Origin of the sequence: Peribacillus sp. NPDC097225, assembly GCF_044761955.1 — a bacterium.
GTDB lineage: Bacteria > Bacillota > Bacilli > Bacillales > DSM-1321 > Peribacillus.
In genome coordinates this window covers 805,020-819,488 of record NZ_JBIWDJ010000001.1, presented here as the reverse complement: position 1 = coordinate 819,488, position 14,469 = coordinate 805,020, and the positions used below count along the sequence as shown (strand labels likewise).

At 44.7% G+C, this 14,469-nt stretch carries 14 protein-coding genes; 12 read left to right on the top strand and 2 right to left on the bottom strand.

Annotated elements, in window-relative coordinates; translation table 11 throughout:
- The first annotated feature begins 1 nt into the window (after position 1).
- From ACIQXH_RS04035 to ACIQXH_RS04015, 5 genes are all read left to right on the top strand, one after another.
- The gene (locus tag ACIQXH_RS04035) at positions 2-451 is read left to right on the top strand and encodes a MaoC/PaaZ C-terminal domain-containing protein (RefSeq protein ID WP_402874844.1); all 450 of its coding nucleotides are present in this window, start codon (positions 2-4) and stop codon (positions 449-451) included.
- Complete coding sequence (locus ACIQXH_RS04030) at positions 445-1,236, top strand: enoyl-CoA hydratase/isomerase family protein (RefSeq protein WP_402874968.1); 792 nt, start codon at positions 445-447, stop codon at positions 1,234-1,236. The genes ACIQXH_RS04035 and ACIQXH_RS04030 overlap by 7 nt, the downstream gene beginning before the upstream one ends.
- A gap of 59 nt (positions 1,237-1,295) precedes the next feature.
- Complete coding sequence (locus tag ACIQXH_RS04025; protein WP_402874847.1) at positions 1,296-2,873, top strand: acyl-CoA carboxylase subunit beta; 1,578 nt, start codon at positions 1,296-1,298, stop codon at positions 2,871-2,873.
- Positions 2,874-2,940: 67 nt separating this feature from the next.
- Positions 2,941-4,497 carry an AMP-binding protein gene (locus tag ACIQXH_RS04020; RefSeq protein ID WP_402957771.1) on the top strand — a complete coding sequence of 519 codons (1,557 nt, stop codon included), beginning with the start codon at positions 2,941-2,943 and terminating at the stop codon, positions 4,495-4,497.
- Positions 4,498-4,600: 103 nt separating this feature from the next.
- Positions 4,601-5,446 (top strand): YtnP family quorum-quenching lactonase, encoded by an 846-nt coding sequence (locus ACIQXH_RS04015; protein ID WP_402957769.1) that lies wholly within the window; start codon positions 4,601-4,603, stop codon positions 5,444-5,446.
- Between the two features lie 43 nt (positions 5,447-5,489).
- Here ACIQXH_RS04015 and ACIQXH_RS04010 read toward each other — a convergent pair whose 3' ends face one another.
- Positions 5,490-5,807, bottom strand: a complete 318-nt coding sequence (locus ACIQXH_RS04010; RefSeq protein WP_403122184.1) for a PepSY domain-containing protein — start codon at positions 5,805-5,807, stop codon at positions 5,490-5,492.
- Between the two features lie 178 nt (positions 5,808-5,985).
- On the opposite strand from ACIQXH_RS04010, the gene ACIQXH_RS04005 reads away from it, so the two are divergent.
- From ACIQXH_RS04005 to ACIQXH_RS03995, 3 genes are all read left to right on the top strand, one after another.
- Positions 5,986-7,059, top strand: a complete 1,074-nt coding sequence (locus ACIQXH_RS04005; protein WP_402874859.1) for a M42 family metallopeptidase — start codon at positions 5,986-5,988, stop codon at positions 7,057-7,059.
- Between the two features lie 68 nt (positions 7,060-7,127).
- Positions 7,128-7,637 (top strand): DUF84 family protein, encoded by a 510-nt coding sequence (locus ACIQXH_RS04000; protein WP_403122182.1) that lies wholly within the window; start codon positions 7,128-7,130, stop codon positions 7,635-7,637.
- Between the two features lie 85 nt (positions 7,638-7,722).
- Positions 7,723-8,586, top strand: coding sequence for an AraC family transcriptional regulator (locus ACIQXH_RS03995; RefSeq protein WP_403122180.1), 864 nt, complete (start codon positions 7,723-7,725; stop codon positions 8,584-8,586).
- 86 nt (positions 8,587-8,672) lie between these two features.
- On the opposite strand, the gene ACIQXH_RS03990 is transcribed toward ACIQXH_RS03995, so the two are convergent.
- Positions 8,673-9,122: a YtoQ family protein gene (locus ACIQXH_RS03990; RefSeq protein ID WP_402874867.1), complete on the bottom strand. Its 450-nt coding sequence runs from the start codon at positions 9,120-9,122 to the stop codon at positions 8,673-8,675.
- 129 nt (positions 9,123-9,251) lie between these two features.
- On the opposite strand from ACIQXH_RS03990, the gene ACIQXH_RS03985 reads away from it, so the two are divergent.
- The 4 genes from ACIQXH_RS03985 to ACIQXH_RS03970 all read left to right on the top strand — a co-directional run bounded on the left by ACIQXH_RS03985 (position 9,252) and on the right by ACIQXH_RS03970 (position 14,269).
- A complete protein-coding gene (locus ACIQXH_RS03985; RefSeq protein WP_402874870.1) occupies positions 9,252-9,761 on the top strand; it encodes a hypothetical protein in 510 nt (169 codons plus the stop codon).
- A gap of 139 nt (positions 9,762-9,900) precedes the next feature.
- The gene (locus tag ACIQXH_RS03980) at positions 9,901-10,212 is read left to right on the top strand and encodes a thioredoxin family protein (RefSeq protein ID WP_402874874.1); all 312 of its coding nucleotides are present in this window, start codon (positions 9,901-9,903) and stop codon (positions 10,210-10,212) included.
- A gap of 56 nt (positions 10,213-10,268) precedes the next feature.
- The gene (locus tag ACIQXH_RS03975) at positions 10,269-11,069 is read left to right on the top strand and encodes a DUF1444 domain-containing protein (protein WP_402874971.1); all 801 of its coding nucleotides are present in this window, start codon (positions 10,269-10,271) and stop codon (positions 11,067-11,069) included.
- 380 nt (positions 11,070-11,449) lie between these two features.
- A complete protein-coding gene (locus ACIQXH_RS03970; protein WP_403122178.1) occupies positions 11,450-14,269 on the top strand; it encodes a DNA translocase FtsK in 2,820 nt (939 codons plus the stop codon).
- The last annotated feature ends 200 nt before the right edge of the window (positions 14,270-14,469 follow it).

Genomic DNA, 14,469 nt, shown 5'->3' with positions numbered 1-14,469 from the left:
GATGTTTAATAAATATTTTGATGAGTATGAAGTCGGAGAGGTCTGGACTTCGAAAGGCCGTACAATCACAGAAACGGATATCGTGAATTTTGCCGGGTTAAGCGGGGATTTTTACTCGCTTCACACAGATAAGGAGTATGCCGAAAAGTATTCGCCATTTGGACAGAGAATTGCCCATGGGATGCTGGTATGCTCGATTGCATCTGGCCTTTCTGCATTCGAACCTGGAAGGGTCGTCGCCTTTTACGGGATCGATAAATTACGTTTTACGAATCCGACCTTTATCGGGGACACGATCTCTGTAGAGATTTCCATTTTGGAATTAAAAGATCGGGACGATGGAATGGGCGTCATTACGGCGAAACAAAAGGTGAAAAAACAAAATGGAGATGTGGTGGGCGTTTCGACGATGAAAATCCTGATGGCGAAGAAACAGGAGGTTCTATCGTGATGAAAGAGATCGTTTCCTATGAAAAAGACAGGGGCATAGCGGTAGTTTATATTGATAACCCGCCGGTCAATGTGATTGGCGAAAATGTTGTCATTGGCTTAAACCAGGTATTCGATCGTTTAGCTGAAGATGACGAAGTTCGGGCCATTGTATTGTCAGGCAAAGGAGACAAGGCCTTTGTTGCCGGAGGGAACATAAAGGAATTCCCTAAATTGGTCGGCCAGGGTGTGGCATTCAATGAAGCCCGTGCCCGTGATATGCAAGAGCCATTTAATAAAATCGATAACATTGCAAAACCGGTCATAGCGGCCATTGATGGATTGGCCCTAGGAGGGGGATGCGAGTTGGCCCTCTGCTGTGATATCCGAATTGCAGAAGAACATTCCATCATTGGTCTCCCTGAAGTGAAGTTGGGTCTATTTCCGGGGGCTGGCGGGACACAGCGTCTACCAAGGCTGATCGGAGAAGGAAGGGCAAAAGAGCTAATTTTAACGGGAAGAGCCGTTACGGCGGAGGAAGCAGAACGAATCGGATTGGTGAATAAAGTGGTCCCGACCGGAAAGGGCTTGGCAGCGGCGATAGAGTTAGCTGAGGAAATAGCGGGCTATTCCTTCCAAGCGGTTTCAAGAATCAAGAAAACGATCGATGAAGGAATGAAAACGACGTTGGAAGAAGGTTTGCTGATTGAGGCAAAATACTTTGGCGAAGTGTTCCAGACAGAAGATGTTAAGACAGGTGTACAGGCCTTTATCGAGAAAAAACAGCCGGTGTTTATCCATAAATAAAATAGAGGGAAATTAGTTTAGTCAGAACGATAAATCTATTGAAAAGGGTGAGGACCGAGATGGATCAAGATCAAAAGGTTATTGAAAAGGGCAGTGAGAATTCAGAAAGATTGCAGAAGATTACGAGTGAGCTCGAGCGAATTCATAAAGGGGGATCTCCGAAGAATCATGAGAAAATCAAGACGCTTGGGAAAATGTTCGTCCGTGACCGCTTGAAGTTATATTTTGACAACGGAGAACCCACGTATGAAACGGGGACATTTGCCAACGCGACGAAAAAGGACCTGCCAGCTGATGGAGTCGTCACGGGAGCCGGTAAAATCAATGATAGACTCGTATATTTCACAGCAAGTGACTATACCGTCAAAGCGGGTTCGATTGGCCGCTATCATGGGGAAAAAATCCTGCGTATGCAAGAGGCCGCCATCAAAAGTAAACGCCCGATCGTCTATATGATCGATTCCTCAGGAGGCCGGATTGATGAAGGCGGTGGCTATCATTCCGATAAATATTCAGGCGGGAAGATTTTCTATAATCACAGCATCATGTCAGGAAGGATTCCGCAAATTGGAGTGATGTATGGGCCTTGCTTCGCTGGTACAGCATATATGCCGGTCTTCTGTGATTTCGTCGTCATGCTTGAAGGCAAAGCCGGCATGGCGATTGCTTCACCACGGATGGTACAGATGGCGACAGGTCAAAAAGTCGACATCGAACAACTAGGCGGGGCAAAAATGCATGCAGAAAAAAGTGGAAGCGTCGATTTTGTTGTCCAAACGGAAGAAGAGGCTGCCGAAGTCGTCAAAAAACTATTAAGCTACCTCCCGGATAGTTTCGAAGGCAAGCCACCTAGTGCACCTCCCGTCCCGCCGACTCGTGATCCACTGAATATTGATAATATCATTCCGAAAGAGCCGAACCAGCCCTATGATGTCCACGAACTAATCGAGAGCATTGTTGATGGTGAGAGCTTCCTTGAAGTGAAAAAAAGTTATGCGAAAGAGCTTGTAACAGGTTTTGCACGAATCGATGGACGCGTTGTCGGCATCATTGCCAATCAACCGACGGTCAAAGGAGGCGCCATCTTTCCTGATTCCTCCGATAAAGGGGCAAACTTCGTGTGGCTCTGCGATGCCTATGGGATTCCCTTGCTTTACTTGTGTGATACTCCTGGTTTCATGGTCGGTACACAGGTCGAGGAACAGGGCATTTTACGAAAAGGGAGGAATTTCATATACGCCACATCCGTGGCCAATGTTCCAAAGCTGTGCGTAATCGTACGTAAAGCCTATGGGGCGGGGATTTATGCAATGGCAGGTCCTGCATACGAACCGGATACGACCATTGCGCTTCCTTCGGCTGAGGTAGCAATCATGGGACCTGAAGCAGCCATTAACGCCGTTTATTATAATCAGTTGAGTCAAATTCCTGATCCAAAGCAAAAGGCTGAATTTGTCAAGGCACTGCGTGATCAATATCGTGAAAGCTATGATATTTATAAACTAGCAGGCGACATGCTTGTCGATGACTTGATTATCCCGGGGGACTTGCGAAAAGAACTCATTTCCCGTTATGAGGTGTTCGAGAATAAAGAGTTCCCGCTTCCAAATAAGAAGCATGGTACGATGTTGAGCTAACCCTATACAGACGAGGCAGAAGTAGAATGTCTCGTCTGTATCACTTTAAAACTAAGGAGGGAAAAGCATGAGTGAGATTACCGCGATGAACCGGCTGGCTGTTGGGGATATATTACGCAGGACAACAGGAAGGTTTCCAAACAAGGTGGCGGTCATAGAAGGTGATAAACAATGGAGTTATCGGGAGCTGAACGATGAGGTGAACCGCTTTGCCAACTATTTGCTTGATTCCGGCCTGGAAAAGGGAGATGCGGTCGCGACAATCTGCGGGAATTCCGTCTCATTCATTATCGTCTTTTTCGGCATCGCTAAGGCGGGTCTAGTGTGGGTGCCGCTTAATCCAGGCGTATCCTTTCATGAAAAGAGTTATATTCTTTCAGAGGTAGATTCGAAGTTAGTCATTGTCGATGAAATTTTTCTACAAGGAAAAAAGGAAGAATTGAAAAGTCTTTGTCCGGAACTGTTGATCATTGGGAAAAATGTCTCTCCAGTTGAACGCCTGGAGGAAGCGTATCGGCTCTCCAGTAAGCAAGAACCAGAGGTCCATATTGAAGATCGGGACTTGGCCCAAATTATGTTCACGAGCGGGACGACGGGCATGCCTAAAGGGGTGATGATTTCCCATCTATCGATTTATATCGCCAGCTTGTCCAATATTATTGGTTCCAGTATGAAGCGGGACGATATAGCCAGTGTCATCATGCCTCTCTTCCATTGTGCCCAGCATACCTTGGCCGTTTCCTTTTTCAATGTAGGTGCCACGCTGGTCATTTTGCCGGGATTTGAACCGGAATCCTTCATGAGAACGGTAGAGAAGGAAAAGGTAACTTGGATGTTCGGTCTTCCCATGATCTATAAAGCGATTCTCTATCATCCGAATTTTAAACATTATGATTTAACCTCCTTACGCTTCTGCTTATATGCGATGGCTCCCATGGACCGGGTCACCCTTGAAAAAGGGATGAAGGAGATAGGGGCGGAATTCGCACTGGCTTCTGGACAAACGGAAGTGTACCCGGGAACTTGCATGTTCGAGCCGGAAGATCAACTAAGGAAGCATGGCCCTTACTGGGGTGGGACGGGAATCATCAATGACACCGCCATAATGGACGAAGAAGGGCGGACGTTGGAAAAAGGAGAAATCGGAGAAATTGTTCATAGGGGTCCGAATGTCATGATCGGCTATTTGAATAATCCGGAGGAGACGGAAAAAAGCAAGCGGTTTGGATGGCATCATACTGGCGACTTGGGCTATTTTGATGAAGACGGATTGCTCGTCTTTGTCGACAGGAAAAAAGATATCATTAAATCCGGTGGCGAAAATGTGGCTTCGATCCAGGTAGAGCAGATTCTAGCCTTGCACGAAAAGGTGCTCAATGCTGTGGTTATCGGTCTGCCGCATGAAAGGTGGATAGAAGCTGTGACCGCATTCGTCGTTCCCAAACCGAACGTTACCATTACGAAAGAAGAAATCATCACACATTGTAAAGAGAATCTAGGAACCTTCCAAGTTCCTAAGGAAGTCATCGTGGTCGATCAATTACCGATGACGTCAACCGGTAAGATTCAAAAGCATAAACTTCGGAATCACTATCAACATCTTTATATACCGGCTGGAAAGTAGGGGCACCTTTTAGGTGTCTTGTTTTTTTCTGGGAAAGAGTTACATGTTATCAATTTCAATAAATGGGAGCAGATGTTAAACTGAAGGGTGAGGAGGGGATAAAATGGAAACTTTACAAATAGGGGAGATCAAATTAACATGGCTGAATGGTGGCGTGACCCACCTGGATGGTGGAGCGATGTTCGGTGTCGTACCGAAACCACTGTGGTCCAAGAAATATCCGGTCAATGAAAATAACCAGATTGAATTGCGGACAGATCCGATACTCGTTCAAGTGAACGGATTAAATATGTTGATAGACTCCGGGATCGGGAATGGAAAGCTGAACGACAAACAGAAACGGAATTTTGGCGTGACGGATGAGTCCGGGCTCATAGAGGATTTAGGTCGGCTCGGGATCAAACCAAATGAAATCGATTACATTCTAATGACCCACCTACATTTCGACCATGCCTGTGGGTTGACTAAGCCTGAAGGAGATTCACTGGTCCCGGTTTTCGAACGTGCCGAAATCATCACGACCCAAATCGAATGGGATGAAATGCAGCAACCCAATATCCGCTCAAAAAGTACATACTGGAAGGAAAACTGGGAGGCGATTGCCCACCTTGTCCGTCCTTTTGAAGGAGAACGTGAAATCACGGAAGGCATTAAAATGATTCATACCGGCGGACATAGTGATGGACATGCCATCATCCTGGTTGAAGACGGTAAGGACAAGCTGATCCATTTAGCCGATATCATGCCAACGCACGCCCATGCGAATGTCCTGTGGGTACTGGCTTATGACGACTACCCAATGACTTCGATCTCGGCAAAGGAAAAGTGGATGAAATATGGTCTGGAGAACGGGGCCTGGTACAGCTTTTATCATGATGCCCAGTATTGTGCCATCAAGTGGGATGAAACGGGTAAAGAGGTAAAGGATGAAGTGAAACGGAAACGGTAAGTCATAGAAAAAGGAGGCGATTTGGGTCGCCTCCTTTTTTTGTTCAATCATGTTGTGCATTCAATTCCAATATCGTCCCGGTAGTAGCATCTGCAATGAATTCAAATTGTTCGCGGTTACCATCGGTATTTCTAGTGATGCCGCCTTTATATACTTGGTAGTCCAAATCATTTTTTTGATAGGTTTCGGGTTTCATTAAAATCCAAGATCCATATATACTTCCATCTTTTCTGACTGTTTCCTTCACCTGCGCCAATACTTTGTCAGGAGAAGGCGTATTTGATTGATTCAAAATTTGTTTTGTAGCATAGCCTGTAGCGAAGCCGGCTGCTGCCCCCAATAGAAACGTTTTCCAATTCATGAATATCTCCTCCATTGCTTTTTATTACTCACTCTATCTAGTATACATAAGAAGTCTTTCTTTGACTAACGATTTGAAATTTTACCCATTTACTGATAAATTAAAACATGCTAGGTGGTAACTATCGTCTAAGTTAGGTAAAATAGATAGGAAATAAAAGTAGTTAAGGGGTAGAGATATGGATCAAGAGACTTTAACACTATTTAAAACATTGACGGAATTACCAGGGGCTTCAGGAAATGAGCATGCCGTGCGTAATTTTATGAGAAGTGAGCTTGAAAAATATTCAGATGAAATCGTTCAGGACCGCCTTGGAAGTATCTTTGGCGTAAAAAGAGGAAATGAAGAAGGCCCAACTGTAATGGTGGCTGGACATATGGACGAAGTGGGCTTCATGGTCACTTCTGTTACGGAAAATGGCATGATCCGCTTCCAAACACTTGGAGGATGGTGGAGCCAGGTTCTTTTGGCACAACGAGTGGAAATTATCACGGACAACGGGCCGGTAATCGGGGTCATTGGTTCCATACCTCCGCATTTGCTTGATGAATCGCAGCGTTCGAAACCTATGGATATCAAGAATATGTTGATAGATATCGGTGCGGATGACCAGGAGGATGTGAAGCGGATCGGGGTTAAGCCTGGTCAGCAGATTGTTCCGATTTGCCCTTTCACGCCGATGGCCAATGAAAAGAAAATCCTTGCTAAAGCATGGGATAATCGCTATGGTTGCGGTCTTGCGATTGAACTATTGAAGGATTTGAAGGATGAAAAATTACAGAATATTTTATATTCGGGAGCGACGGTTCAGGAAGAAGTGGGATTACGGGGCGCCCAAACGGCTGCACATATGATCAAACCGGATATCTTCTTCGCCTTGGATGCAAGCCCGGCAAATGATATGTCCGGAAATAAAAGTGAATTTGGACAGCTGGGTAAAGGTGCATTATTGCGTATTTTAGACCGGACGATGGTCACACATCGCGGAATGAGGGAATTCATCCTCGATACGGCCGAATCCAATGATATTCCTTATCAATATTTTGTTTCTCAAGGCGGAACGGATGCAGGAAAGGTCCACATTGCCAATGATGGGATTCCGAGCGGCGTGATTGGGATTTGCTCACGTTACATTCATACCCATGCATCGATGATCCATATTGATGATTATGCGGCTGCCCGTGAATTGATTGGGAAGTTGGTCCGCGCTTGCGATAAAACGACATTTGAGACATTGAAGAATAACGGATGATAATGAAAGCTGAAATGGAGGGGACACCCTTCCATCAGCTTTTTTTGCATAGAGGGAAGGGCATACATATGAAAATTGTAGTAGGCAGTACAAACCCGGCGAAAGTGCAGGCCGTGATTAACATCTATAAAGAAGCAGAAGTCATCTCGCTACAGGTGGAAAGTGGGGTTTCGGAACAACCATTTTCAGATGAAGAGACCATGAACGGGGCTGTGAACCGGGCCAGAAATTGCTTGCTTGAAAAGGGGGCCGATATCGGAATCGGTCTCGAAGGTGGCGTGGTTAAAATGGAACGCGGCTTATTCGTATGCAACTGGGGGGCAATGGCCACGAAGGATGGCGATATCTTCATTGCCGGAGGCGCGAGAATTCCCCTCCCCGGAATGATTGCGGATCGCTTGGAAAACGGGGAAGAGCTCGGTCCGGTTATGGACGATTTCACCAAGAAAGCGAATATCCGCAAGAAAGAAGGGGCTATCGGGGTATTTACGAATGAACGGATTACCCGTGCCGATATGTTCGGAAATATCATGGAAATGCTTGCGGGGCAGTATGAATATAAGAAAAACCATCAATAAAAGAGACTGTCAGAACAAAGCAGAAACAGACAGGATTTAGGATATCGGTGCTGATAATATAGAAAACAAGGGAGGGGAAAGCCATATGGGGTGGGTAGAATCCATTCAGAAGGCCCTTGACTATATAGAGGAGCATTTAATCGACGACTTGACCATCGAGAACATTTCTAGTCAGGCGAATGCATCAGCCTTTCATTTTCAGCGGACGTTCACCATCTTGACGGACATTTCCGTTGGAGAATACATCAGGCGCCGTAGATTGACATTGGCTGCCCAGGAACTTGTAAGTACCAATGGCAAGGTCATTGATGTAGCCTATAAATATGGCTATGACACTCCCGAGGCTTTTTCAAAAGCTTTTCGGCGGCAGCATGGAATACCTCCTAGCGAAGCCCGAAAGTATATGGGAAAGCTGACATTCTATGAACGCCTGGTTATCCAGGTGCTTCTAAAAGGGGCGGAACCGATGAAGTATAATATCGTGGAAAGAGATTCTTTTCGAGTGGTCGGTATCAAGCGGGAGTTTTCACTAGAGAACGAAGAAAATCTGATAGGAATCCCGAAGCTTTGGGACGAAGTGAACTCGGGTGGTACCAGCAATCGGTTAGGAAAATTGAATAACGGCCGAATCAAAGGGTTGCTAGGGATATGTGTCGATTCCCCTGAAGATGAGCGGAATTCAATCGATTATTGGGTGGCCACGGAGTATGACGGAAGCGTCCCAAAAGATTATTCTGGCTTGACGATACCTGCATCCAAGTGGGTTGTGTTCGAGGTCAATGGACCGATGCCCGAGGCGATGCAAAAGGTTTGGAAACACATCTTTTCCGAATGGTTTCCGGCAAGCGGACATGAACATGCAGGAACACCGGAAATGGAAGTATATGTTGAAGATGATGCTTCAGCCGCAAATTATTACTCCGAGATATGGATCCCTATTAAGAGATAAAGGATGGGCTTGTAGGCAAAGACTGTGTCCTACAAGCTTTTTTTATCCATGTAAAAAGCACTCCATAAGAGTGCCTATAACTTCATTCATTTTCCATCTTCGAATATATAAGAAAGGACTTTTAAGGCTTGGTTCACCGATTCGACTGTGACGCTTGCTTTTTCAGATAATTCTTTTAGCGCGTGGTGATGGGATTCTGGGCGGATCAAGATAAGTGGTTTGCCAAGTGAGACCGCGGTGCTTGCATCCATGGCAGTATTCCACTGCTTATATTTCTCTCCAAATAGGGCAACGACAAGGTCAGCTTGCTTCATCAAAAGACCTGTACGCAAATTATTGATTTGAGAAGCTGCCATATCCTTTAAAACAGGGGTCGGCTGTTTCCCGAGAATATCTTCCCCGATATTATCGGAGCGTTCATGATTTTCCATTGGGCCGACAAATTCTAAAGGAAGCTTTAAAGCGGCCGCCTTCTCTTTTAATTCACTTCTCCAATTTGAATGGATTTCTCCAGCCAGGTAAACCGTTACTTTCATGATGATCCTCCTTATTATCTAATTTGCTTACATTGTATCATGTTTTAAGAAAATGGATGGATTTCATAAATTAGGATATAAGTAAAGACAAGAGGGTAACGGTAGATTTTTGAAAAGGAGGGGGAAGTCTTGAAGGTCCCACCCCAAAAAAAAATTCTGATCGTCTTTTTGATGAGCATCCTGGCAGTCGGTTGTTCAGGCATTGAAAGGCAGGTGGATAAGGCCGTGACAGCAACGGTTTCCGCTTTTCGGGATGAAGCGCCGCAACCGAATACAAAAGTGGGGCTTATAAAGGTGTATCTGCCTAAAAATTTCAAGATAGAAGAGGAACATGAGAATAACTTGATCCTGAAAAGTGGTCAACAGGCTTATATATTATTTGTCAATCCAAATGAAAACAGCGAAAGCTCGCAATTATTTTTGACGGCAAAGGAGCAGAAAACTCATTATTTGACACTGGAATCCTTTCAGAATGATGATAAGTTCGGTTTTATTTCCATCATGGAATTATCGGAAGAGAAATATGAGCTTTCCGTAGGAAGCGGCGGGGTCAAGCTCACAACCGAGACGGGGAAAGAGGATTTAAAGGATGAGGCGGAGAAAATGATGGAAATCGTTTCTTCCGTTCCACAGAGGTGAAAGAAGGTCCGGCGTACCCATACCGGACCTTTTGTGCTCTCTATTACAATCCGTATTGATGGTTGATTGAAGCGGAGTCTGGTATGATGGAATTATAAAATAACTAGATGGATTTCATAAGAGCTGGAGGAATAATAAGATGGAAAACTTACAAACTGTTGAACAATACGATGCATTAAAAAATGAAGGAAAACATATTTTCCTTTTCTCGGCAACATGGTGTGGCGATTGCCGAGTGATTGAACCAATCCTACCGGAAATAGAAGCGAAGTTCCCTGAATTCACGTTCATTCATGTAGATCGCGATAAATTCATCGATGTATGCGCTGCTAATGATGTTTTTGGAATTCCTAGCTTCATCGGATATGAAAACGGTAAAGAGCTAGGCAGATATGTGAGCAGGGACCGTAAAACACAAGAACAGATTGAAGAATTCATTTCATCATTATAATGAAAGGTCCCCTTCTTTAGGGGATTTTTCAATGGATAGGAGGGTCAGCCATGAAAATGGATAGCATAAAGCTGAAGAACATATTAAAAGAACGCTTAGCGGATGAAAATCGTACGTTCAAATTCGATAGCCAGAAGGACACGTTACGGATCGAAAATATAAAGACCGGTAAAGGCATCACGGTTGAACTTCCACCGGTGCTTGCAAATTACGAAAATATCCAAGAAAAAGCCATTGATGAAGTCATCTATTACGTAGATGAGGCACTGAATGTAATGGGGGAAGAACATAGCATGGAGGGCAAGGAGAAATTCATTTTTCCTGTGATTCGTTCGACTTCTTTTCCAATGGAGGCAGAAGAGGGCAATCCCTTTTTGTTCGACGACCATACGGCGGAGACACGTGTCTTTTATGCGTTGGATTTGGGCAAGACCTACCGTTTGATCGATGAGAAAATGCTCAAGCGTGAAGACTGGCAGGGAGATAGGATCCGGGAGATTGCCCGTTTCAACGTCCGCTCCCTCTCGACTAAATTGAAGTCGGATATCGTAGCGGGGAACACCTTTTATTTCTTGAATACAAATGATGGCTATGATGCGAGCCGGATTCTTAATGAATCATGGCTTCGTGAAATGAAGGAAAAGATATCGGGTACCATGGCAGTGGCCATTCCTCATCAAGATGTCATCATCATTGCCGATGTGCAAAATGATACTGGCTATGATGTACTCGCACAAATGGCGATGAGCTTTTTCGCCAGTGGCCACGTACCGATTACGGCGTTATCTTTCCTTTATGAGGAAGATGAGCTAGAGCCGGTCTTCATTATGGGTAAAAATAAAAAGCGTGAACAATAAGTAAGCGGATGGATGAATAATGATAGGGCTCCTGTCTCTTTGGATGGATTTCCAAACTCGGCAGGGGCTTATTTTGTTATACCCTAGGGAATATAATATTTTGTATTAAAACTTAATCTCATTGTAAACTCTGTTTAACAGAGGTGTTTTAATTAAATAGTAGACTATATAATTAGAACGTGTTTAAACTCATATGAAAAGGGGTTTAAATAGGTTAAGAGTTATGTGAAATTGGGATGATTCCTGCGGAAATTTGCAAAAAACTACATATATATCCCTATTAACCTTAATTTCTCTCGATATTTCAAAAAATACTGGTAGAATTAGTTACATAATTACAGATAGTAGAAAGAGTGATAGGTTTGAAGTGGCTAAATAAAATGAAAAAGTGGTTCCAAGCAGAGGAAATTATTGAGATTGAAGAAATAATAATAGATGAACCGATCGATAAAGAGACTTTAAAGAAGATGGACTTTTCTAAACTTCCCAAGACAAAGAAGGAAGAAATCGAAGCATACAATCAAACGGTGGCAAAAATGTCCCAAACGAAAGATCCGGATACGAAGATCTTGTTTCAATATCCAAAAGGGGAATTTAAATTCCCTCTGATACCTGATAAGGAACAACGTGTGAGAAAGCCTAGGGAAAAGAGAAGAGAGGAGCGGGAGCATAAACAGGATACGGAATCTTATGAATCCAAAAGGCCTAAGCAGAGTCCCGAGCAGAAACGGAAGAACGCTGAACGGATCGCTACTCAAAAGATCCTGCCATCCAATACCCCGTTCCGACCGACGGAAATCCCCTCACCTGTTTATGGGTTTCGGCGACCGGAAAAAAAAGTGGTCAAATCGGTCGAATTTGAATTAGAGAGCAAATTTCCTGTTCTTAAAAAAGAAGAGCCTGAGGTTCCAAGGATTATTCCGAACGAGGTAAAGGAAGAGGTTTATGAGGAATTGACCCGTGAACCTTCCGTTCTTGTACCAGAACAGATAGATGAAAAAAAAGAAGAAGCCATTTCCGAGGTTCCTGCCTTTATGCGCCGGAATGAGGATACGGACCCCAAGGCGGCGACAAGTGAGCCGGAACCAGTTGCTTCAGAATTTCCGGTAGACCAAGAAGTTGAAGAGCAAGAAACGGAGCAAGTGGAATTTGGGCAGGAAGTGGCGGTCGGGATAATGGAAGCCGTTGAACCTACTGTCGTTCCAGCCGAAGAAGGTAAGCCTGAGGCCCCGGCATATATCGCCGAGGATCCTGTTGATCCCGAAGTCCTTGACCAGGGGACGGAACCGAAAACCGAGGAATCCCCTAAACGCCCGAAAAAGCATATCCCCTTTAATGTCATGATGTTAAAGCAGGATAAAGAAAAGGCTACATTCCTAAATCCTTTTAAAGCGGAAAAAAAAAGCCCTGAAATCGAAAGGGGAGTAGTGGCTGTTGAAACGAGACCCACTGAAAAGCCTGTAACATCATGGACTACGTTGGAAAGCGAACCCATTCCCGTTGCTACAGGAGTGCAGGTTGAGGAAGAAGCCATTCAAGAACGGACGGATACAGCCGAACCACAAAGGGCTGAGGAAGTTCGGTATGAACCCGTAACTCCTTCGCTACCTGAGCACGAGAAACAATCGCATTTCGAGACGAACGAGGTTCCCATTTCTCCGGTTATTCCAGAAGCGGAAGTTGTTGAACATGAAGAAAAACAGGAGGTAGCTGTTCCAGAGCCTATGAAAGCAGCCCATCCCGTCAGTACGGGACTAGTCGATTCTGTAGAAGATGAGGAAAATCCGTATTATGTATTTCCAAAGATCGAGTTATTGACTCCTCCCACATATGCCGAACATGATGATGAGTGGCTTGAAGAACAGACCGTATTGCTGGACGAGACACTGAAAAACTTCAATGTCCGGGCAAAAGTCGTGAACGTGACGCAAGGTCCGGCGGTCACTCGTTTCGAGGTCCATCCTGAACCGGGTGTGAAAGTGAATAAAGTGACGAACCTCATGGATGATATCAAGTTAAGTCTGGCGGCTCAGGATATGCGAATGGAAGCTCCAATTCCAGGTAAGCATACCATCGGCATTGAAATTCCGAATCGGAAGAGCAAGCCTGTATTTTTGCGTGAGGTTTTGGAGAGTACTGAGTTTCAAGAGCATGAATCACCGCTCGCTGTTGCGCTGGGACTAGATATTTCCGGCCAGCCGATCATCACCGATTTAAGAAAGATGCCGCATGGCCTGATTGCCGGGCAAACGGGATCGGGAAAAAGCGTGTGCATCAATACGATGTTGGTTAGTTTACTGTATAAAGCAACGCCTCAGGAACTGAAATTGATGTTGATTGATCCAAAAATGGTTGAGCTTGCTCCATATAACCAAATTCCCCATTTGGTCAGTCCGGTCATCACAGATGTGAAAGCTGCCACTGCGGCCTTGAAATGGGCAGTGGAGGAAATGGAACGCCGCTATGAACTATTTGTCCATGCAGGAGTTAGGGATATCAGCCGTTTTAATGACCAGGCTGAAAAAGCCGGACAATATTCCAATAAGCTGCCATATATCTTGGTAATCATTGACGAATTGGCCGATTTAATGATGATGTCCCCGGCAGATGTCGAGGAAGCGATTTGCCGCATTGCTCAAAAGGCCCGTGCTTGTGGCATTCACTTAATTGTGGCGACACAGCGTCCGTCCGTGGATGTTATCACTGGTTTAATCAAGGCGAATATCCCGACTCGAATCGCTTTTTCCGTTTCATCCCAAGTCGACTCGCGAACCATCATTGATAGCGGTGGGGCAGAGAAACTGTTAGGAAAAGGGGATATGTTGTTTGCGGAAAACGGTTCATCAAAAACGGTCCGTCTGCAAGGGACTTTTGTAAGCGATGAAGAAATCGATCAAGTGGTCAATCATGTGAAACTGGAACAGAAGCCAAAATATTTATTTGAACAAGAAGATTTGTTGAATCGTGCCCAAGTGACGGAAGAAGCGGACGAGTTATTCTTTGAGGCATGTGAATTCGTCGTTCATCAGCAGGCCGCTTCGGCTTCTAGTGTCCAAAGGCGTTTCCGAGTAGGATACAACCGTGCAGCTCGTCTGATAGAAATGATGGAACAGCAGGGCGTCGTTTCTGAATCGAGGGGAAGCAGGCCACGGGATGTACTGATTACCGAGGAAGAACTTGAATTTTTACACGTAAATTAAGAGAACCTATACTAGGGTTCTGTATATAATGTGAAGGGCGAGATATAAATTCTAAAGCGAATGGAATAGAAAAGCCAATGATTTGATAAAATGGCATCTCCCTGACATGGATGTATGAATAAAAAGGTGATATAATATATTTTTGTCGATGAATAAATAAAAAGTACGTATAAAAACCTAGGCGAAAAGTACAATTCGAG

Bases quoted from the DNA above. Each gene is read 5' to 3' on its own strand.
- ACIQXH_RS04035 (WP_402874844.1), top strand. From the start codon at position 2: ATGTTTAATAAATATTTTGATGAGTATGAAGTCGGAGAGGTCTGGACT.
- ACIQXH_RS04025 (WP_402874847.1), top strand. From the start codon at position 1,296: ATGGATCAAGATCAAAAGGTTATTGAAAAGGGCAGTGAGAATTCAGAA.
- ACIQXH_RS04020 (WP_402957771.1), top strand. From the start codon at position 2,941: ATGAGTGAGATTACCGCGATGAACCGGCTGGCTGTTGGGGATATATTA.
- ACIQXH_RS04015 (WP_402957769.1), top strand. From the start codon at position 4,601: ATGGAAACTTTACAAATAGGGGAGATCAAATTAACATGGCTGAATGGT.
- ACIQXH_RS04010 (WP_403122184.1), bottom strand. From the start codon at position 5,807: ATGAATTGGAAAACGTTTCTATTGGGGGCAGCAGCCGGCTTCGCTACA.
- ACIQXH_RS04005 (WP_402874859.1), top strand. From the start codon at position 5,986: ATGGATCAAGAGACTTTAACACTATTTAAAACATTGACGGAATTACCA.
- ACIQXH_RS04000 (WP_403122182.1), top strand. From the start codon at position 7,128: ATGAAAATTGTAGTAGGCAGTACAAACCCGGCGAAAGTGCAGGCCGTG.
- ACIQXH_RS03995 (WP_403122180.1), top strand. From the start codon at position 7,723: ATGGGGTGGGTAGAATCCATTCAGAAGGCCCTTGACTATATAGAGGAG.
- ACIQXH_RS03990 (WP_402874867.1), bottom strand. From the start codon at position 9,122: ATGAAAGTAACGGTTTACCTGGCTGGAGAAATCCATTCAAATTGGAGA.
- ACIQXH_RS03980 (WP_402874874.1), top strand. From the start codon at position 9,901: ATGGAAAACTTACAAACTGTTGAACAATACGATGCATTAAAAAATGAA.
- ACIQXH_RS03975 (WP_402874971.1), top strand. From the start codon at position 10,269: ATGGATAGCATAAAGCTGAAGAACATATTAAAAGAACGCTTAGCGGAT.
- ACIQXH_RS03970 (WP_403122178.1), top strand. From the start codon at position 11,450: ATGAAAAAGTGGTTCCAAGCAGAGGAAATTATTGAGATTGAAGAAATA.